This window comes from Sphaerimonospora cavernae (genome assembly GCF_042435035.1).
GTDB classification, from domain to species: domain Bacteria; phylum Actinomycetota; class Actinomycetes; order Streptosporangiales; family Streptosporangiaceae; genus Sphaerimonospora; species Sphaerimonospora cavernae.
In genome coordinates, this window is the sequence record NZ_JBHMQT010000058.1 from 1 (window position 1) to 23351 (window position 23351).

The 23351-nt window shown below is 68.0% G+C and carries 24 protein-coding genes; 11 read left to right on the forward strand and 13 right to left on the reverse strand.

Features of this window, described 5'->3' with window-relative positions; genetic code table 11:
- Positions 1 to 826 precede the first annotated feature (826 nt).
- From ACFHYQ_RS25795 to ACFHYQ_RS25815, 5 genes are all read left to right on the forward strand, one after another.
- Complete coding sequence (locus tag ACFHYQ_RS25795) at positions 827 to 1648, forward strand: helix-turn-helix domain-containing protein (RefSeq protein ID WP_394303727.1); 822 nt, start codon at positions 827 to 829, stop codon at positions 1646 to 1648.
- Positions 1639 to 1851, forward strand: coding sequence for a DUF397 domain-containing protein (locus tag ACFHYQ_RS25800; protein ID WP_394303728.1), 213 nt, complete (start codon positions 1639 to 1641; stop codon positions 1849 to 1851). The genes ACFHYQ_RS25795 and ACFHYQ_RS25800 overlap by 10 nt, the downstream gene beginning before the upstream one ends.
- Before the next feature lie 214 nt (positions 1852 to 2065).
- Positions 2066 to 3025, forward strand: coding sequence for a radical SAM protein (locus ACFHYQ_RS25805; RefSeq protein ID WP_394303729.1), 960 nt, complete (start codon positions 2066 to 2068; stop codon positions 3023 to 3025).
- 8 nt (positions 3026 to 3033) lie between these two features.
- The gene (locus ACFHYQ_RS25810) at positions 3034 to 3885 is read left to right on the forward strand and encodes an aminoglycoside phosphotransferase (protein WP_394303730.1); all 852 of its coding nucleotides are present in this window, start codon (positions 3034 to 3036) and stop codon (positions 3883 to 3885) included.
- A 3-nt stretch (positions 3886 to 3888) separates the two neighbouring features.
- Positions 3889 to 4620: an AAA family ATPase gene (locus ACFHYQ_RS25815; RefSeq protein ID WP_394303731.1), complete on the forward strand. Its 732-nt coding sequence runs from the start codon at positions 3889 to 3891 to the stop codon at positions 4618 to 4620.
- 63 nt (positions 4621 to 4683) lie between these two features.
- On the opposite strand, the gene ACFHYQ_RS25820 is transcribed toward ACFHYQ_RS25815, so the two are convergent.
- Positions 4684 to 5292, reverse strand: a complete 609-nt coding sequence (locus tag ACFHYQ_RS25820; RefSeq protein WP_394303732.1) for an HNH endonuclease family protein — start codon at positions 5290 to 5292, stop codon at positions 4684 to 4686.
- A 664-nt stretch (positions 5293 to 5956) separates the two neighbouring features.
- Here ACFHYQ_RS25820 and ACFHYQ_RS25825 point away from each other — a divergent pair.
- Both ACFHYQ_RS25825 and ACFHYQ_RS25830 read left to right on the forward strand, forming a co-directional pair.
- On the forward strand, positions 5957 to 7219 hold the full coding sequence (locus ACFHYQ_RS25825; protein WP_394303733.1) for an IS4 family transposase: 1263 nt from the start codon (positions 5957 to 5959) through the stop codon (positions 7217 to 7219).
- A 91-nt stretch (positions 7220 to 7310) separates the two neighbouring features.
- Positions 7311 to 7433 (forward strand): hypothetical protein, encoded by a 123-nt coding sequence (locus ACFHYQ_RS25830; RefSeq protein WP_394303734.1) that lies wholly within the window; start codon positions 7311 to 7313, stop codon positions 7431 to 7433.
- 26 nt (positions 7434 to 7459) lie between these two features.
- Here the strand turns inward: ACFHYQ_RS25830 and ACFHYQ_RS25835 are convergent, their stop codons facing one another.
- Positions 7460 to 7609, reverse strand: a complete 150-nt coding sequence (locus ACFHYQ_RS25835) for a type I restriction-modification system subunit M N-terminal domain-containing protein (protein WP_394303735.1) — start codon at positions 7607 to 7609, stop codon at positions 7460 to 7462.
- The gene (locus tag ACFHYQ_RS25840; protein WP_394303736.1) at positions 7606 to 9630 is read right to left on the reverse strand and encodes an N-6 DNA methylase; all 2025 of its coding nucleotides are present in this window, start codon (positions 9628 to 9630) and stop codon (positions 7606 to 7608) included. Before ACFHYQ_RS25840 ends, ACFHYQ_RS25835 begins: the two co-directional genes overlap by 4 nt.
- Before the next feature lie 153 nt (positions 9631 to 9783).
- Here ACFHYQ_RS25840 and ACFHYQ_RS25845 point away from each other — a divergent pair, with 153 nt between their 5' ends.
- Both ACFHYQ_RS25845 and ACFHYQ_RS25850 read left to right on the forward strand, forming a co-directional pair.
- A complete protein-coding gene (locus ACFHYQ_RS25845; protein WP_394303737.1) occupies positions 9784 to 10308 on the forward strand; it encodes a PIN domain-containing protein in 525 nt (174 codons plus the stop codon).
- 355 nt (positions 10309 to 10663) lie between these two features.
- Positions 10664 to 10810, forward strand: coding sequence for a hypothetical protein (locus tag ACFHYQ_RS25850; RefSeq protein ID WP_394303738.1), 147 nt, complete (start codon positions 10664 to 10666; stop codon positions 10808 to 10810).
- A 94-nt stretch (positions 10811 to 10904) separates the two neighbouring features.
- On the opposite strand, the gene ACFHYQ_RS25855 is transcribed toward ACFHYQ_RS25850, so the two are convergent.
- The 8 genes from ACFHYQ_RS25855 to ACFHYQ_RS25890 form a co-directional block, all read right to left on the reverse strand.
- Complete coding sequence (locus ACFHYQ_RS25855; RefSeq protein WP_394303739.1) at positions 10905 to 11813, reverse strand: RpnC/YadD family protein; 909 nt, start codon at positions 11811 to 11813, stop codon at positions 10905 to 10907.
- A gap of 120 nt (positions 11814 to 11933) precedes the next feature.
- Positions 11934 to 14846 (reverse strand): CDP-glycerol glycerophosphotransferase family protein, encoded by a 2913-nt coding sequence (locus tag ACFHYQ_RS25860; RefSeq protein ID WP_394303740.1) that lies wholly within the window; start codon positions 14844 to 14846, stop codon positions 11934 to 11936.
- Positions 14847 to 14894: 48 nt separating this feature from the next.
- Positions 14895 to 15218, reverse strand: coding sequence for an MGMT family protein (locus ACFHYQ_RS25865; RefSeq protein WP_394303741.1), 324 nt, complete (start codon positions 15216 to 15218; stop codon positions 14895 to 14897).
- The gene (locus tag ACFHYQ_RS25870) at positions 15206 to 15577 is read right to left on the reverse strand and encodes a hypothetical protein (protein WP_394303742.1); all 372 of its coding nucleotides are present in this window, start codon (positions 15575 to 15577) and stop codon (positions 15206 to 15208) included. The genes ACFHYQ_RS25865 and ACFHYQ_RS25870 overlap by 13 nt, the downstream gene beginning before the upstream one ends.
- A gap of 117 nt (positions 15578 to 15694) precedes the next feature.
- On the reverse strand, positions 15695 to 16900 hold the full coding sequence (locus tag ACFHYQ_RS25875; RefSeq protein WP_394303743.1) for a S8 family serine peptidase: 1206 nt from the start codon (positions 16898 to 16900) through the stop codon (positions 15695 to 15697).
- On the reverse strand, positions 16894 to 17775 hold the full coding sequence (locus tag ACFHYQ_RS25880; RefSeq protein WP_394303744.1) for a hypothetical protein: 882 nt from the start codon (positions 17773 to 17775) through the stop codon (positions 16894 to 16896). Before ACFHYQ_RS25880 ends, ACFHYQ_RS25875 begins: the two co-directional genes overlap by 7 nt.
- Before the next feature lie 9 nt (positions 17776 to 17784).
- Positions 17785 to 19215: a S8 family peptidase gene (locus ACFHYQ_RS25885; protein WP_394303745.1), complete on the reverse strand. Its 1431-nt coding sequence runs from the start codon at positions 19213 to 19215 to the stop codon at positions 17785 to 17787.
- Position 19216: 1 nt separating this feature from the next.
- The gene (locus ACFHYQ_RS25890) at positions 19217 to 19972 is read right to left on the reverse strand and encodes a hypothetical protein (protein ID WP_394303746.1); all 756 of its coding nucleotides are present in this window, start codon (positions 19970 to 19972) and stop codon (positions 19217 to 19219) included.
- Positions 19973 to 20094: 122 nt separating this feature from the next.
- On the opposite strand from ACFHYQ_RS25890, the gene ACFHYQ_RS25895 reads away from it, so the two are divergent.
- Together ACFHYQ_RS25895 and ACFHYQ_RS25900 are read left to right on the forward strand one after the other, a co-directional pair.
- Positions 20095 to 20562: a hypothetical protein gene (locus tag ACFHYQ_RS25895; protein ID WP_394303747.1), complete on the forward strand. Its 468-nt coding sequence runs from the start codon at positions 20095 to 20097 to the stop codon at positions 20560 to 20562.
- Positions 20562 to 20885, forward strand: coding sequence for a winged helix-turn-helix domain-containing protein (locus ACFHYQ_RS25900; RefSeq protein ID WP_394303748.1), 324 nt, complete (start codon positions 20562 to 20564; stop codon positions 20883 to 20885). The genes ACFHYQ_RS25895 and ACFHYQ_RS25900 overlap by 1 nt, the downstream gene beginning before the upstream one ends.
- Before the next feature lie 211 nt (positions 20886 to 21096).
- On the opposite strand, the gene moeZ is transcribed toward ACFHYQ_RS25900, so the two are convergent.
- On the reverse strand, positions 21097 to 22275 hold the full coding sequence (gene moeZ / locus ACFHYQ_RS25905; RefSeq protein ID WP_394303749.1) for an adenylyltransferase/sulfurtransferase MoeZ: 1179 nt from the start codon (positions 22273 to 22275) through the stop codon (positions 21097 to 21099).
- 99 nt (positions 22276 to 22374) lie between these two features.
- Positions 22375 to 23286: an alpha/beta fold hydrolase gene (locus ACFHYQ_RS25910; RefSeq protein WP_394303750.1), complete on the reverse strand. Its 912-nt coding sequence runs from the start codon at positions 23284 to 23286 to the stop codon at positions 22375 to 22377.
- Positions 23287 to 23351 lie beyond the last annotated feature (65 nt).

Here is a 23351-nt window from a genome sequence, read left to right on the forward strand (position 1 = left end):
TCATCCTTCCAACCTCCAACCGATGTAGCCACTCAAGGTGTGCGACCTCATGTCGCACATGCACGATCGCATTGGTGACCAGTTCGCTCAGCAGCAGAAGAACGTCATCCACTACTTCTGCAGCGGCGAGACCTTTCAGCGTCTCCCTCGCCCATGTCCGAGCCTCGCTCACCGACGCGGCCCGCCCCGGGAAGTCCGCCCGACCCAGCATCCGCAGCCCGCTACACCGCCGAGCTATCGCTGCGTCAAGACCGCGGCTCTGCCACTCGCCAACCCGCTGATGCGCCTTCATGCCGACACCGTCGCCCTGATCTTGGAAGTGGCTTCATCATCGAGCGCCCAAACCCGTTCATCCCGCCGCCACACACGCGACCGCCAAGGCCGCCACGTGAAGATCCACCCCCAGGATCGCCGAGTCACCCGCACACGGACCGGCTCACCATTCGGGGACATCACTTCCAAGAACGATGGTCCGGCAGCAGAAAGGATCAGAGACGTGGACACGCCGATGCGTCGCAGGCCCCAGCCAAGCCATGCCAGGTGGATGAAAGCGTCCTGAAGCTCGCTAATCGCCTTCTGTCTGCCCATCGTCATCACCCTCTGCCGGGGAGCTAGGCCCCGAATCGGACGGTCACACTGAATTTGCCTCTAGGCTGTGTGACCGCCTCTCCGTATATGTTCCTGTTTCCCGATAGCCACTCCACAGCCTGCCCGTGTTGAGCTACATTACGGAATGGAACGGATGACACAGCGTTCGGACAGTTTTTGTGGTACCGACTGTTCGATGTGCGTACGACTCGTGTGCTACTCGTCGGACGGAGTCCCAATGCCCGCGCCTGTCGAGCTTGATCCCAGCGCAGGCCCGTTAGCCTTCTTCGGGTCGGAGCTGCGGAAATGCCGAAAGAATGTCGGCTGGTCGCAGGAGCAGTTGGCCGACAGGATCAGGTTCAGCCCAAGCCTGGTCGGCTTCATCGAGAGAGCCCAGCGACCCCCAAGCAGGGACTTTGTCGAGCGCTGCGACGAAGCCCTGGGAGCCAACGGCGAGCTACTGCGCCTTTGGCCTCTCATCAGCCGCGAGGCGAGCCCCAGATGGTTCCGCGAATGGCTGGACATCGAACAGGAGGCCCACACCCTTCGAACGTGGCAGCCGCTCCTCGTCCCCGGCCTGCTACAAACCGAGGAGTACGCCCGCGCGGTGCTGCGAGGCGAGCCAGGTGTCACGGACGAACAGGCAGAGAAGGCCGTACAGGCGCGACTTGAGCGTCAGATCATCCTTTCCCGCTCGAATCCCCCGATGTTCTGGGTAGTACTCGATGAAGGCGTATTGCATCGCCCTATCGGAGGCCGGGACGTGATGCGCCGGCAACTCGAACGCTTGTCCGAGATGGCCGAGAGTCCCCGCATAGCTGTCCAAGTGGTCCCCTTGGCCTTGGGAGCCACCACGGGACTCCTCGGCGGCTTCGTCATCGCGCAGCTTTCCGGAAGTCCGGATACCGTGTATCTCGAATCCGCCGGAGATGGCCAGGTGACCGACCGGTCGGAAAATGTCGAGGCCCTCCATGTGCGATACGACGCCATACGAGCCGAGGCACACCCCCAGCATGTGTCTATCGAGCTGATCAGAAAGGCAGCAAAGACGTGGACCTGAACGAGGAATTGAGGACCGCCGATTGGCGCAAGGCCAGCAAGAGCGGATCCAACGGAGGAGACTGCATTGAGGTCGCCCCTCTGTCCGGGGGACGTGTAGCGATTCGTGACACCGAGCGCCCAGGTCAGGCGCCTTTCGTGGTGACCGCGAGCGTTTGGGACGCATTCCTGGACGGAGCCAAGCGCGGCGAGTTCGATTTTTAGTCGGACTACAACGCACAGAAAAGTCCCCCGGTAATCACTGGGGGCATTTTCATCACACCGGCGTGTGTGTCGTACGTCGAACTTCCGCTACTCATGGTGCCCTGTCCGATCCCGCCTTAACGTCGAAGCCAGGACCGATGTGATGCAAGCGTCGGAAGGCACGGCTGCAATAGGGCGTGCTCTTTTGCGGCTCTCAGAACGCGCGGGAGGTACTTTGCAGAGCCTCGATCTCCTCGACTTCGCCTGGTGGGAGATTACGGAAAAGTGTCAGCTCGCCTGTAATCATTGCTACGCCTCGTCCGGCCCCGATGGCAGCCACGGGACGATGACCGTCGCCGACTGGCAGCGCGTCATCTCACAGACTCGTGAGGCTGGCGCGAAAATGGGGCAGTTCATCGGAGGTGAGCCGACGCTGCACCCAGCGATGCCCCAGCTCGTCCGACACGCGCTCGACGCCGGAATGGAGGTCGAGATCTACACCAACCTCGTCCACGTGACACCGGCCATGTGGGAGACGTTCCGCCTGCCAGGAGTCCGGCTCGCGACCTCCTACTACTCCGACCAACCGGACGAACACGAGGCAATCACCAGACGACCCACGCTCAAGGTCACCACAAGGAACATCGCCCGTGCCCAGGACCTGGGAATCCCCCTCCGCGCCGGAGTGATCGGAGTTCTCAACAGACAGCGCACGCAACAGGGCATCGCCGTACTCGAACGTCTCGGCGTCCCAGAGATCGGGTACGACGACCTTCGCGAAGTCGGACGCGGCGTCCGGGACAGCGGCCCCAGCACCGCTCAACTCTGCGGCAACTGCGGAGACCGGAAGATTGCCATCTCACCCACAGGCGACGTCTGGCCGTGCGTATTCTCCCGCTGGCTGCCGGTCGGTAACGTCCGACAGACGCCCCTCGCGGATATCCTCAAGGGCGAGGCATTCGCCCAGATCACAGGCCAGCTACAAGAGGAGTTCCAGGTGCGCATGGCCAGGCCATGTCGACCGGACCCGTGCAGTCCGGACTGTAGCCCGTCCTGCAAACCAGCGAACAACTGCCGCCCGGCCAACAACTGCGCCCCCAACTACTCATGCGGGCCATGCGCGCCGAAGGATCGCAACTGCAACCCCGTGATGAGCTGCAGCCCCAACAAGTGCCGCCCGACGGGCCACAAGTAAGGGGCACCATGACCAGCCGGCACCGCCACGCCGAGTCCGGACAGCGCAGATTCCTGCACCGCATCCTTGCCGAAGGCGCGGAACGACTCGGCGTATCCCTAACGGGGCAAGCGGTGTTCGGCTGGCACGACCGCACCATCGGATCAGCCGCCCTCACGGACCGGGGCCACTTCTGGCTTCGCGCAACTGCCGAACACCGCGATTGGGCGTACGGCGAAGCGTGGACCGGCAATCAGGACGCCGCAGCGATCACCGGCGTACCCAAACCCGCGCTGATCGCCCGCATCGAGTGGAATGAGCCGCCTGTGTGCATATATGCCGAGCTGCTCTCCTATACGCCCGATCCGCCCAGCTCAACCACCTCTCACCTGATCGACCCCCCGAACCTGTCCCCCTCCTGGTGGACGGACTTGCGTGCCGCCGTAGACACCCTCGCGACACATTCCACACACCGAGGCGAACGCGACCCCTCCGCGCTGATACGACGAGTCGAAGCGTTCTACCGTCGCCCGCTCGACCTACCCGGAGCCCCGACCATCCGCACCGAACACACTGATCTGCACTGGGCCAACCTCACCCACCCCCGCCTGTGCGTGCTCGACTGGGAGTACTGGGGGAACGCCCCAGCCGGGTATGGCGCTGCTGTCCTCTACCTGCATAGCCTCTTGATCCCCACCACTGCCGCCCAGGTGCACGATCTATTCGCCGATGTGCTCGACACCCCGACCGGCCGTCTGGCGCAGCTGTCCGCCGCCGCGCACATTCTCGACCGCGCAACCCGAAGCGGCGACTATCCAACCCTTGCCAAGCCGGTGCACGCCCACGCCATCAGCCTGATCCGAGCCGCAGAGAGGCGATAGCGCATGCTCCTCACCCGGCTACACACCCGTCAGGCCCCGACAGGCTGGGCCGCCACGCTGCCGGCCATCTCCCACCTTGCCGAACACGGGCTCACCCTGACCGCTCCCGTCGCTTTCCTCGTTGGAGAGAACGGGTCGGGCAAGTCCACCATCGTCGAGGCGATCGCGGATGCCTGCGGCATCAACTCCGAGGGAGGCAAGGCGGGCACCAAGTACGCCAGCACCGGCCCCGCCACCCCCCTCGGCGAGATCATGGAGACCGAACTCACCACCGCAGGGCTGCGTCTTCTCCACGGCCCGCGCACCAAGCGGCGAGCGTTCTTCTTCCGCGCGGAAACGCTCTTCAATCTTGGTCAGAACGTGTCAGGCCGACACGGGTTCTGGGAGGAGGACCTGACCGAGCAATCTCACGGCGAGGGGTTCATCACCGTCTTGGAGCGTATGGTGTCCGGATCAGGGCTCTACCTCATGGACGAGCCTGAGGCCGCCCTGTCGTTCCAATCATGCTTGAGCTTGGTCGGCCTCATGAACCGTGTTGCCCGCCAGGGCGGACAGATCATCTGCGCCACGCATTCCCCGATCCTGGCCAGCCTCCCCGGTGCCCAGATCCTCGAACTCGGCGACCACGGCATCCACCCGTCTGAATGGGACAAGCTCCAATTGGTCGACCACTGGCGACGCTTCCTCGCCAAACCTCACTTCTACCTGCGGTACGCGCTTGACGAGGATACGTAGCTCGGCGGCCGCCGTTCTCATGAGACGCTGGAGCCGAAGTCATGATCCTTTGTCTGACGAGGGTCAGAGATGGAGGGTCGGATCGGCGAGCATATCGACGACTTGCTGGCCGCCAAGGACGAGGGCGGCGCCGGGGAGATCGCGATAGCGGAGCATGGCGTGCAGAACACCAGCGAACGGCTGGCCTAACAGCGAGACGAGGACTTCGCCGGCCCTTTCCGTGTCGCCCTCTTGCAAGAGGCGAGAACGGTCGCGAAGCATGGATGCCGTACGGATGACGGCATAACGCCTGCTCCGCACCAGATCGTCGCGATTCAGGCCGAAAACATCGATCGTCGCTTCACCTCGGGGCGTCAACGCCTCGTAGGTTCCAGTGGCCAGCATGAGCTCCAGATGGTCATCGGGGTCCTCGGACGACGGATCGATAAGCAGTGGCCTGCCCTGTTCATCCCGAGGGAAAAGATCACGTTTCTGGTGGCTGTTGCAGTGGGCGCAGGCCAGGAGGTGGTTGAGCCAGTCGAAGGCCCGGAGCGGCGCCTGCGTGAGCGGCTCGAAATGATCGATTCCGGTGCTGAGACAGCCGCCGCAGTACATGCAGGCTCGGATCCCCAGAGCCATGAGGGCGAGCTGCGCCGTCAGCTCGTCCCGCAGGCCTTTGGCCGAGTTCCACATCGTACCCGCGCGTGCCGGCGCGTCATCGACCCGGCACTGCCGCAGCCTGTCGGTCTTCTGCCGCAGCTGGACGTTCAGGTGTCTGGAACTCCACCCGCAACTCGGAGATCCGCTGCTCCGCCATCTCTTCTCCCGCCTCCTCGTCTCAGTCGTACGGACCGGCCTGCGCCGACGGTGAAGGCCAACGCGCGAACCTTATACCCCGACCCCACGAGCGGTCGTCACTAAATGAGTTGCTTGAACGTTTGCCACTCTCAGATAAGGGCGCGTTACTACGTCACCGGAAAGTTCCCGGTTCCCGTCAACGGTCAGACCAGTTTGCAGCCGACAGATGTACCCCAAGCGCACAAGGGGTCGGTCGGAAGGCATTTCGGGCAACCATAACCAAGGCCACTCACCTTGCGGTCTACTGAGTGAGCCGGGGAGAAGTATCTCTGTGATCGCGGCCGCGGCACGCTCTTCGAGGATTCTTCGCTGAACCTCACGAAGTGATTCCATCCGGCTGATCCGGTTGGTCTCATCGTCCAGGAAGTCGGCGATGCGCCGCTGCTCCTCTAGGGCCAATGCCACTCAGCCTAATTTGATCATGGTTTGACGTGCGCGGATGTGCCTTCCCTGGTGTTGTGGGGATAGAGACCAGGGAGATCCATTACGGTTCGTGGTCGTGGCAAAGATCGAGGAACAGCCTGGTCGGCGGTTTGCGGACGCGGTGTCGCTGGGGGTGCTGGCCCGCTGGGTGCCGCGCGATGAGATTGACGCGGCCGTCGTGGCCACCGGAAAGCAGGCCAAGCGCAAGGACGGCAAACTGCCGCCGCATGTGATGGTGTACTTCACGCTGGCGATGGCCTTGTTCGCCGATGACGACTATGAAGGGGTGCTGGCCCATCTGGCCGGCACGCTGGCCTCGTGGCCGGACTGCTGGGACGCCGAATGGGAGGCGCCGGGCTCTGGTGGCATCGCCCAGGCCCGGCAACGGTTGGGCTCCGAACCTTTGCGGGAGCTGTTTTCGCAGGTCGCGGCCCCGGTTACCGACATGTTGACGCCGGGGGCGTTCTTGGGGAGCCGGCGGCTGGTGGCGGTTGACGGAATGGAGTGGGATGTCCCCGACACCCCGCAGAACGCGGCGTTCTTCGGGTACGCCGGGTCGGGCGACAAGCGGTCGGCGTTTCCGAAGGTGCGTGTGGTGGCGTTGAGCGAGTGTGCCTCGCACGCCTACTTCGCCGCCGCGATCGGCGGAGTCGGGGCGGGTGAGGGCTCGGGCGAGCAGTCGCTGGCGGCCACCTTGTGGGGCCACCTGGATTCCGACATGCTGCTGCTGGCCGACCGCAACTTCTACTCCTTTGCCAACTGGTGTGACGCCCAAGCGTCGGGGGCGCAGCTGTTGTGGCGGGTCAAGTCCGATCTGCGGCTTCCGGTTGTGGAGAAACTGCCTGACGGCTCCTACACCTCGGTGCTGGTCAACCCCGGCATCCGCGGCAAGCGCCGGGAGGCGCTGATCGAGGCGGCCCGTGATGGACAAGAACTGGACCCCGGCCAGGCGGCGCTGGTCCGGGTGATCGAATACACCGTCCCCGACCGTGATCCGGACGGCGATGGTGAGCTGATCTGCCTGATCACCACGATCCTCGATATACGGGACGGGCCCGCCGCCACCCTGGCCGAGGCCTACCACCAAAGGTGGGAACACGAGACCGGCAACGATCAGATCAAGACGCACCTGCGCGGGCCGGGCCGGGTGCTGCGGTCGAAGAAACCCGACCTGGTGCTCGCGGAAATCTACGGCTATCTGCTGACACACTACGCACTGTCGGCGTTGATCTGCGAGGCCGCCACCGAAGCGCAGATCGACCCCGATCGGGTCAAGTTCACCCGCACCGTCCGCATCGTCCGGCGCCACACCGGAACCGACGCGGATTTTCCCCCCTGACCGGCAGGAACACCTCATCGCACAGCTCAAGAAGGACATCTTCCGCACCAAGCATCTCAATCCCCGGCGGCGTCACCGCAGCTACCCGCGGGTGATCAAGCGTGCCCGCCACAACTCCTATCGGGTCAAGAAGCCCGGCGACGTCGGGGTATGCCACGGCGGCCCGGCGACAGTCAATCTCGCGAACCTCCCCGAACTGGCCCTCACCTCATGATCAACTTATGCTGAGTGGCATTGCCTCTAGGGCGGGAGTCGCCCAAGGGAGAGAGAAATAGGTTTCGGCGTGAACGGCAGGATGACCTTGCCGTACTCCGACTGGCGGTAGTCACCCCGCAACAGGTCGGCCACGGACCAGATGAAATCCGCGTACTTCTGGTGGTTGAGACTCACCGCGCACCCTTCTCGGAATCGGTAGCGGGCCGGACGCCGCCCTGCGTCAGACCATCGGAAATCAGCTGAATCAGATCATCGCCGAGCGCGGCCGCCCGGCGCAGGGAAGTCTCGAACTCGGCCAGCCGCCGGAACGCCTCGCCGTACCGGCGCTGCTCCTCGATCGGCAGCAGCGGCACGCCGGCCCGCCGTACGTCCACCTGGGCACGGCTGCCGGCCGACGTGACGAAGTTTCGGGCGTTGACGGAGCCGGCCACGAACCCCGCCACGAAACAGGGGTCGAGCTTGTCGGGATCGACTCTCAGGAGGGAGATCCGCGGCCCGAGAAGTGCTCCGGCCACTCCGCCGTCGCCTCGAGCGACGACACGTGCCACCGGCCGGTGCAGCAGGTGCGGGACGAGCACATCGCCGGGCCGTACGACGATCTCGTATTTGACGGGCGTGGTCGAGATGGCGCCGGTGGGAGTCCGATCGTCTACGACGTCTTCCGGCATCACCACCGCCACACCATCCGGAGCCTCGGACACCTCGCCCGATTTCACCAGGCGTTGGTGCTCGACGGTCAGCATCCCGCGCCGTTCCAGCTCCGCCAGCGGCACCAGCGAGAGCTCGGCGGTCGTCTCCACAGCGGATTCGACCGCCGGAATCATCGATGCCGCACCCTGGAGAAGGTCCGCCATCCGCTCGCGCTGGTCGTTCACCCGCTCGGGTGATATGTCCGCGGCGGAGGCGGAAAGATATCGGGCAGGCGTGAGGTCGACCTCGTCGTCCAGCAGGTCGATGGCCGGTACGGCTCGGCTGATCGTCGGCTCACCGACCTCGTCTCCCCCATCGAATCGCCCCCATGCGGTCGAAGCGACCTGCACGAAGGCTTCCGGGCAACCGGAGGTGTCGATCATAAGTACGTCGCTCGGAGTCCGTGAGTCGTGCGGTTTGCGCAGCACCCACAGGTTGAGCGCGACCGCCATGTTGGGGATGCTCCCGAGCGGAAGCGTGATCACGGCGCGGAGCACGCCTCGGCGGATGAGCTGGGCGCGGATGCGGCGGCCCGCGCGGCGATTGCTCGCCGCCGGCGGCATCAGTAGTACGGCGGTGCCGCCGGGCCCCAGGTAGGAGAGCGCGTGCTGGGCCCAGGCGAGCTCCGACTCCGTCCTGGGCGGCAGGCCGAACTCCCACCGCGGATCGGCGGCCAGCTCCTCATAACCCCAGGCACGGTCGTTGAACGGCGGGTTGCCCACCACCGCGTCCACGGTCATGCCGGGGAACGCGGGCCTACGAAGCGAGTCGCCGTCCTGGATCTCGGCTTCGCAGCCCTGGAGGGCGAGGTGGACCTCGGTCAACCGGGCGGCGGCCTCGTCGATGTCCTGGCCCAGCAGGCGTTTCACCTTGCCATCCGGACGGTCGCGCAAGGCTTTGAGCAATGTGCCGGAGCCGCAGGCCGGATCGAGGACCGTCGAGGCCGACGGGTTGCTGAGGGCGGCCATCAACTGCGCGACAGCCTTCGGCGTGGCGTAGGTCCGCTTGGTGTGCAGCTCGAAGTAACGGTCACGGAGGAAGGTGAAAGTCGCCGCGGCCCCGTCCCGCTTGGCGAGATCGGCCAGTTGTCGGACGAGCGGCACCCTGGCCAAGGTGAGTGAGCCTGAGATATCCGACTTGATCCGTACGGCCAGGGCGGCGGCCAGAGCCGCATCGTCCAAGGCTGACAGCGATGCCCAGTCTTCGGTGCCGTCCAGATGGATGAGGAAGGCGCCGAGACCGGCGATCAGGTCCGGCAGCTCTTCTTCGGCCGTGCTGGCGCGCAGATCCTGCCAGAGCCATTCGCGAGGTGGCAGCTCCCTCCCCTCGCTGTGGGAGAGCAGCCACTCCTTGATCTCGTTGAGCGAGAAGACCGGGCTGGTCGCGGTGCCCCCGACTGGCTGGGGAAAGTCGTCATGCCTGCGACGCCAGTTGCTCACCGCGGCTCGGCCCACGTCTCCCAGGCGGGAAATGTCCGCTGCGGTCACCCGGACGTCCCTGCTCACTTGAGCTCCTCAATACGTGGGTCCTGTGTCGCTGGGACCGTACCCCACTTCTCGCGCTAAGCACAACGACCCGTAAACTATTGGTCGATTCCATCAACGCGTGATTCAATGTTGACCATCGACCACAGCACACCTTCGTAACGGAAGGGATCGATGGCAGTGACAACCCCCACTGCGGACCAGTTCCGGGCTCCTCACAGACGCGGCAGGCGACGCGCGAGGCGCAGTCTGCGCATCGGACGGGCCGTACACCTGCTGGACATCGAGAACCTCACCCGCTCGACCCGGCCCACCACGTCGGAGGTCGTCGCACTGATGGGGCATTACCGGACGATCGTCCCGATCGGTTCGATGGACCAGTTCATCGTCGCGGTCAATCACAACGCGCTCGTCTCGGTCGGGACGGCCTTCCACAGCGCGCAGTTACTCGCCCGCTCCGGCCCCGACGGTGCCGACCAGGCGCTCGTCGAGGCCGCCTACGGTGATCAGCTCAACCAGCGCTTCGATCACGTCGTGATCGGCTCCGGGGACCACTACTTCGCGGAGCTGGCCGGCTGGCTCACCGTTTCGGGCGTACGGGTCACCGTCATCTCCCGCCGCGAGGCGCTCAGTTGGCAGCTCTACGCCGCCGTGCCGGACATCCGCACAATCGACCCCGCCACCCCCGAGGCGGCCTGAACGCCAGGAGCCGCCGGACCCCCATCCGGCGGCTCCCGCCTATCAAGTGTGGAACGGTGAAGCGTCGCTTTCAGCTTCCGCGGCGCCACGCTGCGGTTGGCTCGTACGGAGCTGGCGGAACTCCTTGATGAGGCCATGTACGCGGGCGGTCCTTACCTCGTCCGGCGGCAGCGCTTCGTCGACCGGACGCTGGACCACCTCATGCGACAGTACGCGGAGACCACCCGGACCACGCTCAACGACAACCGGTTCCGCGCGCAGTTGGAGAAGCAGGCCGACCTCGCCGCGATGTTCACGAAGGTATGGCCCCGCACCAGTACCGAGCAGGAGCGGGGAACGGGCAGACGAGGTCTTCTTGGTCCTCCCCGATGCTCCCCAGGACCTGTGGGCTGTTGACTTCCTGGCAGAGGCGCTCAACATCTCCACCATCTGGAAGACCCCGACCGGCTGGGACGGCCCCAACATGGACATCGCCCTGGGGGCGCCGGCCGACGCCGACTGAGCGTAAGTCCGGGAGCACCCCGGACCCAGCGTGAAAGATCAGAGGCGTTGAGGCGGGCCTGGCGGTCTCAATCGCTGCATGAATTCCTATCCGGCTATCCAACCGACCGTTCGGGTGCGTCATCGAACAGGTCGGCGGTGGAGGTGGCGGTGACGGCACGCCGCATCCAGTCGTCGAGCCGATTCAGATCAGTGCAGGTGGTGATGCGGGTGCGGTCGGCGTCAGAGACGGGAATGCCCCGCACCTGCAGGACAGTCAGTACGTCCTCTGCTCGGCCTTCTGCTCGGCCTTCTGTCCGGCCTTCTGTCCGGCCGGCTTGGACGCCTTTGCCGTAGTGCTTACGAGCGAAGGGGCTATAGACCGGCCAGGTAGCTGATTCCATGAGCTTCTCCATGACGTGTCGGGCAGCCAGCGAGGCCAAGCGGTACGCGTATTCATAATATTGCGGAGCGTGTTCGTCGGGGAGACGTTGCAGCGCGGACATGAACGCCTCCACCACTGGAGCGTCCTCCCCGTGCGCCATCACCGACAATGCGGCCAGCTCCGGATGCGCCGCCGCCTCCGCCGGGTCGATGACCGGCGGGATCTGCTCTGGGCCGATCACCTCGCACGTCAGCGCGCAGCCCGGCACCTCGAAAGGGATCGGCTCGGCCGCCCATGCGGCGACCCTCACGTCTGGGCAGATGACCAGCACGGTGACCGGACAGGACAGTTGCAGCCACAGCGCTACCGCATACCGCGGCAACTGCTTGCGCTTCGTCTCGTCCTTCTTCTGCTGGATCTCGACAATGATGGCGTGCTTGGGGTCGTGCCGTGGACCAACCGTGATCACGGTGTCGGGATACAGGTCCTTGGACGGGCGGTCGTTGAGCTCGTTGCTCACCAACTGAACCGGAAGCCCGTCGGGTACTTCAACACCCAGCTGATCGCGCAGCATCTCCACGGCGAACTCGGGCCTGTTGCGAAACATGAGGTTGAGTGTGTCGTGCTGGGGGGACGGCATGACACGTAACGCTACACCAAGCTCACTTTCTGTGATGACAGATCGCCGGTCCGCCTGCCGTACGACTCTCAGAACGGCAGGCGGGCTTCGGGCGCGCGGCCACCCGCCCGCGACGCCGCGTCAGGACTTGAAGACGTGGTCGACTACGCGGGCAGCGGACTTGCCGTTGTCGTGGGGGGCGTAGGTGCGGACGAAGGCCGCGTAGCGGTCGGCCAGTTTGGCGGTGGCGGAGTCGATGTTGCGCAGCGCCTCCACCACCTCGGCCGAGGTCTCCAGCCGGGGGCCGGGCCGCTGCGACTCCAGGTCGAGGTAGAGCCCGCGGGTCGACCGATACTTGGCCAGGTCAGGGGTGAAAAGCACGACCGGCCGTCCAGTGGCCACGAAGTCGAACATCACGGACGAGTAGTCGGTGACCAGTACGTCAGCGATCACTAACAGGTCCGCGATATCCGGATAAGTCGTGACGTCGAGAGCGAAGCCATCATGGCTGTGCACGTGCGGGAACGCCTGCATCATGTGCCCGCGCACCAGCACGACGTGATCGTCTCCGAGAGCCCGCTTCGCGTCGGCCAGATCCAGCTTGACCGCGGCGTTCCTGCGGTCATGGTCGCGGAACGTCGGCGCGTAGAGGATCACACGCTTGCCCTCCGGCAAGCCGACGCGCCGCCTGATCTCGGCGGCCATCGCGTCCCGCTCCGTCGCGACCAGCACGTCGTTGCGCGGGTATCCCGCCTCCAGGATCTCGCCCTCGTAGCCGAAGGCCTTCCGCAGCACCGACGACGCCCACGCGCTCTGCGACAGCAGCAGGTCCCAGCCGCGGACCTCGACGGCCTGGCGGTGCCAGACCGGCGGCCTGGGCTCCCGCTTCATGTGCGCCTGGTCGCGGCCGATGTGCTTCACCGGGGTGCCGTGCCAGGTCTGCACGCACACCTGGTCCTCGCGGGTACGGAACCACTGCGGCAGGAAACCGTTGGAAACCACGTAACGGGCGCGGGCCAGCGCCTCGTAGTGCTCGCGGCTACCCTCACGCACGACCGTGGGGACGATGCCGTCGCCCAGGCCGAGCTCACGCGATCCCGGCGGGACGAAGGCGCCGTCACGGACGACCCAGATGTGCTCGCCGTCGTCCCCGCGCCGCAGACGCTCCTCATAGATGGCACGCGGGTTGTCGGAGTAGGACCGGCCGTCGAAGGAGACGTAGACGGTGGCCTCCCGCAGCGGGCGGGCCCGCTCGGCCGGATAGAAGGTGCGGCTGAGCGCCCACACCCCCGCGGCGCTGCGCTCGTCGCCGGGCCGCTCCTCCGCCGCGATCAGCATGGGCGCGTCGAAGCGGGTCGCGACGAACCGGTAGACCCGGCCGCCGATCGAGCGCGGTTCCTCGTCCAGCCCCGCGAGCCCCGCGTGGTCGAAGCGGGCCGGCACCATGGCCTTGCCGTACTGGCCGGGAGGAGCCACGGAGATGCTCCAGTTGCCCTCGGCGAGCGGAACGGCCGTCCCGAAACGGGGCATGGCGCCGGGCGAGAGCCGTACCGAGAACGTGTCACCGTCCCGCTGGAGCGGCACGCGGATCGTCAGCCCGCCCCGGTGCCGGAGCACCAGGTCACGGGGGCCAGGGTCCGGGTCGGGGTAGCGGCCGGCGAGCGTGAGCGACTCCTCGCGCCACTCCGCCGAGGTGATCACGGGGCGGATCTTGTGTCCCGAGATGACGACGCGGTCACGGCGGTCACCCTGGACGGTGATCTCCCGATCACCGATCATGAGCCGCGTCTCCGCGGCGCCCTCCAGCATCACGGTGGCCGCCGGGTCGCCCTTGGGCTCGACCCACAGCCGGCGTGCCTCCGCGTTCAGCACGGTCTGTACGGCAAGGGTCAGCGAGAACCGCGTGCCCCCTTCGGCAGTGCCCTCCTCCACCGGGGTGAAGTCCGCCGACATCCGGTGCCCGCCCACCCTGGCCTTGCCCCTGGTAACTGGGCGGCCCGGAAGGAAACCGGTGAGGTGGACCATCTCTCCCTCCAGGCGGACATCGGTGAGCTCGGCCCGCGTCGGCTGAAGGACCACCTGCAGGGCCTTGTCCGAGGTCCACACGGGGCGCACCCACCAACGCGGGCGGATCCGCAGTCCGGCCGGCCGCTCGGCGCGGCCGATCGCGGGGCCGCGCAGTGGGCCGGCCGACCGTGCGGCGCGGCTCCAGATCACGATCTCGGCCCGCCATGTCGTGGTGTCCTGGACCGTGTGACGGCGGCGCAGCAGCCGCTGCGTGCCGCGCACCACGGCACGCAGCCCGGCCCGCCAGCGCAGCGAGAACGGGTTCAGCTCGGCGGTGAAGCCGGACCAGTCGTAGTTGCAGCCCGGTTCCTTGGCGGCGTAGGTGGCCTCCGGCCGGTGGGTGCGCCGCGTCTTCAGCGTCACGGGCGGCAGCCACCGAGGGCCGCGCAGCACCACGGTGGCACGATTGAACCGCCTGCTGCGGACCGACAGGCCGGCGAGGTAGGCGTAGCCGCTGACGCGCAGCCGGCCGCCCTCCCACCTGATGTCATCGATCTGGGTGACCGGCACGAGATCGGCGGCGCGCAGCCGCAGCAGCGTCTGCTGCTCGACTTCCACCGGGAGGTCCGCGTACCACCGCAGGCCCTTGCGCACCCGGCGGGACGGCTCGGCCGCCGCGGCGGCCAGCTTGGCCAGCGCGTCGCTCTCGGCGAGCTCCCCGGGATCCCGCGTCTCAATGAGGTGGCAGGCCACCCGGCGACCGACCGGGAGAGCACGCTTGACCTTCGGGTCGACCTCGGCGAGATACGGCCGCAGGGCGTCGATCGTCTGACGGCGCCGTCCCGGGCCGCGCTTGGCGGCGGCGTCGAGCCGGAGTCCCAGGGGCCCGACAATCGCCTCCCGGTCGACCTCGGCACGCTCCGCCCGGGACAGCCCTCCCTCGCGCATCGACGCGACCAGGGCCTCGACAGGCTCACCACGGTCGTACAAGTCCTGGACAGCCCGCAATCTATCGGCGACCGCCTCGCTGACGCGTGCGGGTGTCATAGGGGGCACCACCCTTCGGAGACCGGCGTTCTAGAAATGGTAATCCGGTCAGGAGGCCCGTCCGTCCCATCGCGCCGAACGCATGTCCACCCGTGCCCCGCGCGCGGGAGTTCCTTCCTCCCGCCACCTGGCCAGGAACCGGTCCTCCAGGCCTCGCGCCGGAGTGCCGTCCGTGTGGACGACCCGCCACCACGGTACCCCGCCGCCCCACACGGACATTACGCGGCCGACCTGCCGGGGGCCGCCCTCACCGAGGTATTCCGCGATGTCGCTGTACGACATGACCTTGCCGGACGGGATGCGCTCGACCACGTCGAGCACCCGTTCCGCGTACGGCGACGGCTCGCCGCGCCCGCCGCTCAAGCGCTCCATTCGGCCGGCCCGGCGGCGATGATCTCTTCGAGCTTGCCGAACTCGTAGGCCGACGATCCGTTCACCTGCTCGACGATGCCGTCCCTGATGCCGTAGGACTCGCCGTCCTCGCCCACCAGCCTCGCTCCCACCAGCGCGGTGAGCCGGGCGAGTTGGGCCACCTGCCAGTCCGACCCGGGCGCGCCGGACAGGCGCCCGGACCATGCCGCGACATGGTGTGCCGAGTCGCCATGAAACGCGACGACCTCGCCGGCCTCCTGCGACCCTCGCAGCTCGAATCCGGCCTCCGCCGAAACCGCGCTCGCGAGTTCGGCGTAGGCAAGCGGTGCTTCACGCTCTACGCGCAGCTCGTACCCCATGAGGCGCGACATTAGCGAAACTTGACCCCGCCCTGTAACACAAAACGCGAACACACCGATGAACGCGTCCGAAACGCGGCCAAATGGCGGCCAACATGTGATCACACAGGAATGTGATCAACGCCGGGCCAGCGCACCGACGGCGACCCCGAAACCGACCACCCCGAGTGCCGCGGCGATGCCGTAGACCCAGAGCCTAACGGGATCGGGGCCCGGTCGCTCGGGTGCCCCGGAAAGCCGGCCGCCGCCGAAATGCGCGTCGTCCCGCACGCCCGCCGTCCGGGCGTACCCGCGCAGTTCCCCCGCTTTGGTCAGGGCGGCCGCCGCGTCCACCACGCCGAATCCCACTTTGTCATCGTAACCGGCACGCGGGTGGGGCCGAGAAGTCGAGGTCAGCGCCCGCGACACCAATTCGGGCGGCATATCGGGATATTTGGCTTTTATCAATGCAGCAGTTCCGGCGACGATCGCGCCCGCCACCCCGGTCCCGGACGCGGTGCCGGACCCGCCCCCCGGCACCGCCACCGGGACACCGGCCCCGGGCGCGGCGACCAGAGCCGACAGGTTGTCACTGCTTTCCGGGGTCCCGCGACCCTGCCGGTCGACGGCGGCCACCCCCACGACTCCGGGATAGCCGGCCGGGAAGCGCCAGTACGACGTGCCGTTCCGCCTGGCATACTCCGAGCGCCCACCGTCTCCCACGGAGGCGACCAGCACGACCCCCCGTGACAGCGCGTAGGAGACGGCCTCGCGCTCCGCACGCGACACGCCATAGTGCGGGGCGGGGAGGAAGATGACCGCCGCCCCCTGGTTGGCGGCGAACCGGATCCCGCGGGCGAACGGCGTGTCGTCGAGCAGGCCCGGCCCCGGATCGGGTTCGACGAAGCCCCCTCCGGACGGCTGCCCGGTCTCACGCTCCACAACCGGGATGACCAGGACGCGTGCCTCGGGGGCGACACCGGAGATCCCGCCGCCGCGTCCACTTCCGGCGATCAAGGAGGCGATCGCGGTACCGTCGCGGCCGACAGGCCCGTCGCCGTACGCGCCGTCCGCCCTGTCGAGGCCCGTCATGTCGGGCCCCTGTGTGACCCGGCCCCGCAACTCCGGCACACCCTCATCCGGGCGATCCGCGCCCAGCAGCGCCACGGTCACGCCCGAGCCCTTGGTGACCCGCCAGGCGGCCGGGGCGTTGACCGCGTCCAAGGCCCAGCGCCGCACGTCCCCGCCCGGCTCGGCGGCGGCGGGTCCGGCGGCGAGCGGAGGCAGGACGGCCACCGGCACCGCCCACAGTGCGATCCCGAGCAGTGCGACCCGCCTCAGCATGAGTCTCCCCGGGTGCAGCGCGGCACATCGGGGGGCTCGACGAGGGCGCGTGCGACGCGCCCGGCGATCGACTGGGCCACCGGCAACACCTCGCTGTTCGGCAACTCCTCCGGCGGGACCGACTCCCGGGTCCTGCCATCGGCGTACCCCGCCGTCGCGAAGACGATGTACGGGCCGGCCCCGACCCAGCCCGTCCACTGCCGTTGTGCCGGTCCGAAGGTGTCGGTGATCGTGCCGGGGAACGCCGCCGGCCGTACGCCGACGCGGTCGTCCACCGGGAGTTCGGCGGCCGCCTGCCGCCCGGCCTCCTCGTCTCGTAGTACGGCTATGCCCACCGTGACGACGAAGGTGGCCGTCTGGTCGACGTAGGTGGCGCGCAACACGGTGCGACAGCCGTACCGGCCGAGGGCCGACGTGACCTGCGAGTCGAGCGCCGCCGTGCAGGGCGCCTCGGGTGCCACCCCCACCCTGCGGGCGTCCTGCCGCGCCCGGCCGAGTGCCGTGTACGGCAACTCTTCGGGGAAGACCATGCCGATCGGCCACGCGTGCCAGCGGCGCGCCACGTCCTGCGCGACGTACCTCGCCCGTTCGTCCTCGGTGAGAGGGCGCGGGCGCCTCTCGTTGATCACGCCGATCGAGCCGAGCAGCACGTTCATCGCGGCGACGGCCAGGACGACACTCATGATCGCGAGGTAGACCGAGCGGAACCGCACCCCCCGGGCCAGCTCGGCCCGTTGCCTGACCGCCCGCTCCGCCGCGGCCCGCCGTCTCGTCCCCGGCCAGGGACGCGCGTGCGCCCGACCGGCGGATGGTCCGGACGTCAGATCGCGTCGCCGGTCGCCGGGCCGCGCGCGCCGGTCGTGCTCAGGCGGCATACTCCGATGCTACGTCGGGGGGCCCGTCGACCAAGGAGGCGACGTCGCCGATCTCGCCGCTTCGGGTCGTGGAGCCGGCGAACCGATGCCGTACGGCGGAGCCGTCGAGTCACCGTCATACGGCGGAGCCGTCGAATCACCGTCATACGGCGGAGCCGTCGAATCGAAACGGCCCGGTAGACCGTCGTCCCCTCTTCTGGTCCGCCGCACGAGCACGGTGATCGCGGTCAGGCCGACGCCGGCGCCGCCGAGGCCCGCCAGGCCGATGCCGCTGTAGAGCACGATCGCGTTCCGGTCACGCCGCACGACGACGATGGGGTCGGCTCGGCCGGCGGCGGCGGCGCGTACGGCACGTTTCGGATCCCGCACGCCGCGTCCCGTCGCCGTGACCCGATGCCGGGAGAGCCCCTCCGCGATGTTCAGCGCCCGGTAGGCGTTGACGACGCCGAAGCCGATGGCGGTGTTGTAGGCGCCCTTCCTCGCCGGGGAGGAGGTCAGCGCCTGAGCGACCAGCGCGGGCGCCATCCGGGGGTGGCGCGCCTTGATGAGCGCGGCGACGCCCGACACGAGGGCGGTCGCCTGGGAGGTGCCGCGCCCCACCCAGTATTCGTCTCCGGGACCGGCGCCGAGGATGTCCACGCCGGGCGCCGCCACCAGCACCGAGGAGTTCCGGTTGGAGAACGAGGCGCGGCGCATCGCGGGGGTCACGGCGGCCACCGAGATCACCCCCGGGATCGACGCCGGATAGGAGTACGGCGCGGTGCGCTTGCCCGCGCCGTCGTTGCCCGCGGCGGCCACGAGGATGACGCCTTTGGAGATGGCGTAGCGGATGGCCGCTCGTTCCGCCTCGGTGGGCAGATCCTTGGAGAGAGACAGGTTGATGACGTCGGCGCCGTGGTCCACGGCGTACCGGATGCCCTTGGCCACGACGCCCTCGAAGCGGGGGTCGGAGTTGAACGTGCGGAACCCCGGCTCCTCGTCCTCCAGGATCACCCGGACCGACAGCACCTTCGCCTCCGGCGCCACGCCGATGATGCCGTCGCGGCCGCCCGGCCCGTGCCCGTGGCCGGCGATCAGCGACGCCATGTAGGTGCCGTGCAGGCGCAGCGGGCCGACGCCGCGGGGGTTCGCACCCACGGTGAAATCCCTGCCGACGACCACCGAGCCGACGAGGTCGCGGTGACCGGGGTCGACACCGGAGTCGAGCACCGCCACGGTCACGCCGCGCCCTTTCGTGATGGTCCAGGCATTGGCCGCGTCCAGGGTCCGCAGCACGTCGCGCTGGCTCAGCCGTACGTCGTCGGCCCGCGCCACCGCACCCAGCGGGGTGGATGCCGACGTCGTGAAGGCCGGTGACAGAAAGGCCGGTGACAGCACCGTGACCATGGCGGCCAGGACCGCGGCGACCATGCGCGCGATCGTCTTCAGCGAGGTCAGCACCTCAGCACCGCCACTCCTCGGCGGCACAGTCGGGGGCTGTCGGAGCGGTGAGCGCGGATGCGACCTGACCGGCCAGGTCGTCGGTGAACGAGAACATCGTCGGCCGCTGTCTGCCCACCGCGCGGGCCGGACGCCCGTCCACCTGTCCCGCCGTCGTCATCACGACGTACGGCCCGGCCTGCCGTACCGTGGCCGCCTGCCGGCCTGCCTGGCTGAAGCGGTCGGTCACGGTCCCGGGGAAGGCGAGGGCGCGCAGCCCGGGGACGGGGGCGCCGTCACGCGGAAAGGCGTGCTCGGCGGAGGCCGCCGAGCGGGCGTCGGGGAACGCCGCGACGCCTATGGTGATCACTATGCCCTGCAGCGCGTCCAGGTAGGTGGCCCGCAGGATCGCCCGGCAACCGGCTGCCCGCAGCGCCTTGTGGAGCCGCGTGTCCGTCGCGGACCGGCAGTCGTACCGGGAGGAGACGCCGACCCGTCGCGCCCGCTCCACGCCGCCCTGCTCGGTGTTGTACGTCAGGGTCGCGGGGAAGATCCTGCCCACCGGCCAGCGTTCCCAGCGCCGTGCCACCTCGGCCGCCGCGGCCTGCCGTACCTCGTCGGCGCTGGGGCCACGGGTGAGCTCGGCGAGGGCGGTGTTGGCCGCGACGCCGGCGACGATCGCGCAGACGAGGGTCAGTGCGGAGGCGACGGCCAGGGCCGGCCAGGTCCGCCTTTCGCCCACCACGCCTCCGTTCGCCCGCCCCGGCACGATTCCCACTGACAGTGACCTTAACGCCCCTCGGAGTCGAGATCCCCGCAAACCGTCCCGGAAAGTACTTGACGCTACGGAAAGGAGAAAGTACTTTCCACAGTAGAAAGCAAACGAGGGAGGAACGCGGCATGAACCCGGAAGAGGCGGCACAGAACCTCGCGACGATCCGCGAGACCCAGGTCAGGGCGGTGGGATCGCACCGCTGGTTTCCGGCGTGGTACATGGCGGGGATCGGACTGTTCGTGACCGGGATCCAGTTCGTCACCGAACCGGGCGCCGGAAGCCCGGTGAAGGCCGTGGTCGCCGCGCTGCTCGCCGCCGGACTGGGCGCGCTGGCCGCCGTGTTCGTCGGAACCCGGCGGATGACCGTCGACAACGGTCTGGCCTGGCCCGCCTTCCTCCCCGTGTTCCTGCCGTGGTTGGCCGTGGGCCTCGGCCTCGCACTCGGGTCGGCGTTCTTCTTCAGCGCCATGGAGGTCCCGTACGGGCGGACCTACGGCGGCCTCGCATTCACCGCTTTCATGGCCGCGACCAGCCCGCTGATCTCACGTTGGGTGGCCCGCCGGATGGCGAGGAAGCTCGAAGCGGGACTCTGATGGATCTCGATCCGGTCATCCACGCGCCGGTCCGGCTGCGGATCGTCTCGCTGCTGGCCGCCGGCGAGGAGGTCGAGTTCGGTTTCGTACGGGACACCCTCGGCGTCAGCGACTCGGTCCTGTCCAAACACGGCAGCGCACTCGAGGCCGCCGGATATGTGCATGTACGCAAGGGCCACATCGGTAAGCGGCCGAGGACCTGGTATCGCCTCACCGACGTGGGCCGCGCGGCGTTCAGGACTTACGTGAGCAACCTACAGAAGATCGTCTCCCCCAGCGGCCTGGCGGTCCTCCCGCCCGCCGACACCCCGGGCACCTCGTAACCTCACAGACTCCATATGAGTACGGCCTTCGCCGAAGCGAAGGCCGTACTCATCGGTCGACCAGAGCGAACGATCCCATCCAAGTGCAAGATCACGGAAGCCGAAGTCGCAGGTCACGGCGGACAGCTGCGCGTTTCGGCAAGATCACGAGGATCGTTTTCCCTGGTCACCTCCCTACCGTGCGAGCAATCGCAAGATCACGGGATGGTTGTCAGTAGGTGGGGAGGGTGGGGTCGACGGTCTTGATCCAGCTGAGCACGCCGCCGCCGACGTGGACGGCGTCGGAGAAGCCGGCGTTCTTGAGGACCGCGAGGACCTCCGCCGACCGGGCACCCGACTTGCAGTGCAGGACGATCTTCTTGTCCTGGGGCAGGCCTTCCAGGGCCGAGCCGTTCAGGAACTCGCCCTTGGGGATCAGCACGGCGCCCGGGATGTTGACGATCTCGTACTCGTTCGGCTCGCGGACGTCGATCAGCTGGATGTCTTCGCCCCCGTCGAGCATCGCCTTGAGCTCGGCCGCGGTGATCGTCGACTCGGCGGCGGCCTGCTGCGCCTCCTCTGAGAGCGTGCCGCAGAACGCCTCGTAGTCGATGAGCTCGGTGATGGTCGGGTTCTTGCCGCACAGCGGGCACTCGGGGTCCTTGCGCACCCGGACGTCCCGGTACTTCATCTCCAGCGCGTCGTAGATCATGAGGCGGCCCACCAGCGGTTCGCCGATGCCGGTGATGACCTTGATGGCCTCGTTGACCTGGATGGACCCGATGGCGGCGCACAGCACGCCGAGGACGCCGCCCTCGGCGCAGCTCGGCACCATGCCGGGCGGCGGGGGCTCGGGGTAGAGGCACCGGTAGCAGGGGCCGTTCTCGGCCCAGAACACGCTGGCCTGGCCGTCGAAGCGGTAGATGGATCCCCAGACGTACGGCTTGCCCAGCAGCACGGCCGCGTCGTTGACCATGTACCGGGTGGCGAAGTTGTCGGTCCCGTCCACGATCAGGTCGTAGCCGGAGAAGATGTCCATCACGTTGTCGGTCGTGAGCGCCACGTTGTGGATCACGACGTTGACCAGCGGATTGACCTCGCGGACGGTGGCGGCGGCCGACTCGGCCTTGAGCCGGCCGATGTCCGACTGACCGTGGATGACCTGCCGCTGCAGGTTGGACTCGTCCACGACGTCGAAGTCGACGATGCCGAGCGTCCCGACCCCGGCGGCCGCGAGGTACAACAGCGCGGGAGCGCCGAGGCCGCCCGCGCCCACACACAGCACCTTGGCGTTCTTCAGCCGCTTCTGGCCTGCCATGCCCACATCGGGGATGATCAGGTGGCGCGAGTAGCGGCGCACCTCTTCGACGGTCAGCTCGGCTGCCGGCTCTACCAGCGGTGGCAACGACACAGTTCCACTCCCGTTTTCGTGCCGATGGTCGTGCTCGGATCCATGGGCGCCTCACAAGCTCTTCTCACAACTTAACCGGGGTACCCCCGCATTCCCCAATCACGGTGTCCGATGGATGGACACCCGGGTCTGGTCGAGAAGGCGACGCACCTCCCTCGCCACGACCTCAGGAAACTCCATCTGTGCCACGTGGCCGGCGCTCGGCAGCAGGACGAGCCGGGCATCGGGGAAGGTCCTGGCCGCCCGGTACGCCATGCGAGAGTGCACCAGCCGGTCGCGCAGGCCGTAGATGAGCAGGGTGGGCGCGGTGATCCGGGCGGCCTGAGACCACAGGTTGTCCGGCCCGAAGCGAAGATACTCCCTGACGATCGCCCGGGCGCACCCCACGACCGCCGCACCGGAATAGGGGAGGTCGTCGCGCCGGCGCAACTCCTCCACCGCGTCGCGGAACCGCTCCGGGTGCACCATCGACAGATCGGCGTAGCACATACCCAGAGAGGCCCGGACGCGCCGCTCGGGCGGCAGCGCGCTGAGCCAGCGGAGGGCCAGCTCCCCGACCCTGGGCGCGGCCGACATCGCGATGCGGGCCGGGCCGTACCGGAGCAGCAGGTCGGGGAGCGCCGGCGAGACCAGCGTCAGAGATCTGACCAGGTCCGGCCGGGTCGCCGCGAGGCGTACGGAGACGGCTCCGCCCATCGAGTTGCCGAAGAGGTGGACCGGAGCACCGAGACGTTCGACGAGCCGCGCGACCACGCGGACATGGCCGTCGACCGAGTAGTCGCCATCGGGCGGCGCGGGCGAGTGGCCGGCCCCGGGCAGATCGATCGCCACGCCCCGCACCTCGCCGGACAGCTCCCCCATGAGGTCGGTCCAGTTGGTGGCCGAACCGGCCAGGCCGTGTACGAAGACCGCCGTCTCCTCCGGACCTTCCGGCGTCGTTCTCACGTGGATCCGCAGGTCCCCGGTGTCGATCAGCCCGCCGGGCCAGTGCGGAATCGGCTCGGCTCCCATACGTCCTCCTTCGTGCCATTCGTTCCACTTCGACACTAGGTCGTACGGGGCACCGCCGCCAGCGT

Bases quoted from the DNA above. Each gene is read 5' to 3' on its own strand.
- ACFHYQ_RS25795 (WP_394303727.1), top strand. From the start codon at position 827: ATGCCCGCGCCTGTCGAGCTTGATCCCAGCGCAGGCCCGTTAGCCTTC.
- ACFHYQ_RS25810 (WP_394303730.1), top strand. From the start codon at position 3,034: ATGACCAGCCGGCACCGCCACGCCGAGTCCGGACAGCGCAGATTCCTG.
- ACFHYQ_RS25815 (WP_394303731.1), top strand. From the start codon at position 3,889: ATGCTCCTCACCCGGCTACACACCCGTCAGGCCCCGACAGGCTGGGCC.
- ACFHYQ_RS25820 (WP_394303732.1), bottom strand. From the start codon at position 5,292: ATGTGGAACTCGGCCAAAGGCCTGCGGGACGAGCTGACGGCGCAGCTC.
- ACFHYQ_RS25845 (WP_394303737.1), top strand. From the start codon at position 9,784: ATGGCAGTGACAACCCCCACTGCGGACCAGTTCCGGGCTCCTCACAGA.
- ACFHYQ_RS25855 (WP_394303739.1), bottom strand. From the start codon at position 11,813: ATGCCGTCCCCCCAGCACGACACACTCAACCTCATGTTTCGCAACAGG.
- ACFHYQ_RS25860 (WP_394303740.1), bottom strand. From the start codon at position 14,846: ATGACACCCGCACGCGTCAGCGAGGCGGTCGCCGATAGATTGCGGGCT.
- ACFHYQ_RS25865 (WP_394303741.1), bottom strand. From the start codon at position 15,218: ATGGAGCGCTTGAGCGGCGGGCGCGGCGAGCCGTCGCCGTACGCGGAA.
- ACFHYQ_RS25870 (WP_394303742.1), bottom strand. From the start codon at position 15,577: ATGGGGTACGAGCTGCGCGTAGAGCGTGAAGCACCGCTTGCCTACGCC.
- ACFHYQ_RS25875 (WP_394303743.1), bottom strand. From the start codon at position 16,900: ATGCTGAGGCGGGTCGCACTGCTCGGGATCGCACTGTGGGCGGTGCCG.
- ACFHYQ_RS25880 (WP_394303744.1), bottom strand. From the start codon at position 17,775: ATGCCGCCTGAGCACGACCGGCGCGCGCGGCCCGGCGACCGGCGACGC.
- ACFHYQ_RS25895 (WP_394303747.1), top strand. From the start codon at position 20,095: ATGAACCCGGAAGAGGCGGCACAGAACCTCGCGACGATCCGCGAGACC.
- ACFHYQ_RS25900 (WP_394303748.1), top strand. From the start codon at position 20,562: ATGGATCTCGATCCGGTCATCCACGCGCCGGTCCGGCTGCGGATCGTC.
- ACFHYQ_RS25910 (WP_394303750.1), bottom strand. From the start codon at position 23,286: ATGGGAGCCGAGCCGATTCCGCACTGGCCCGGCGGGCTGATCGACACC.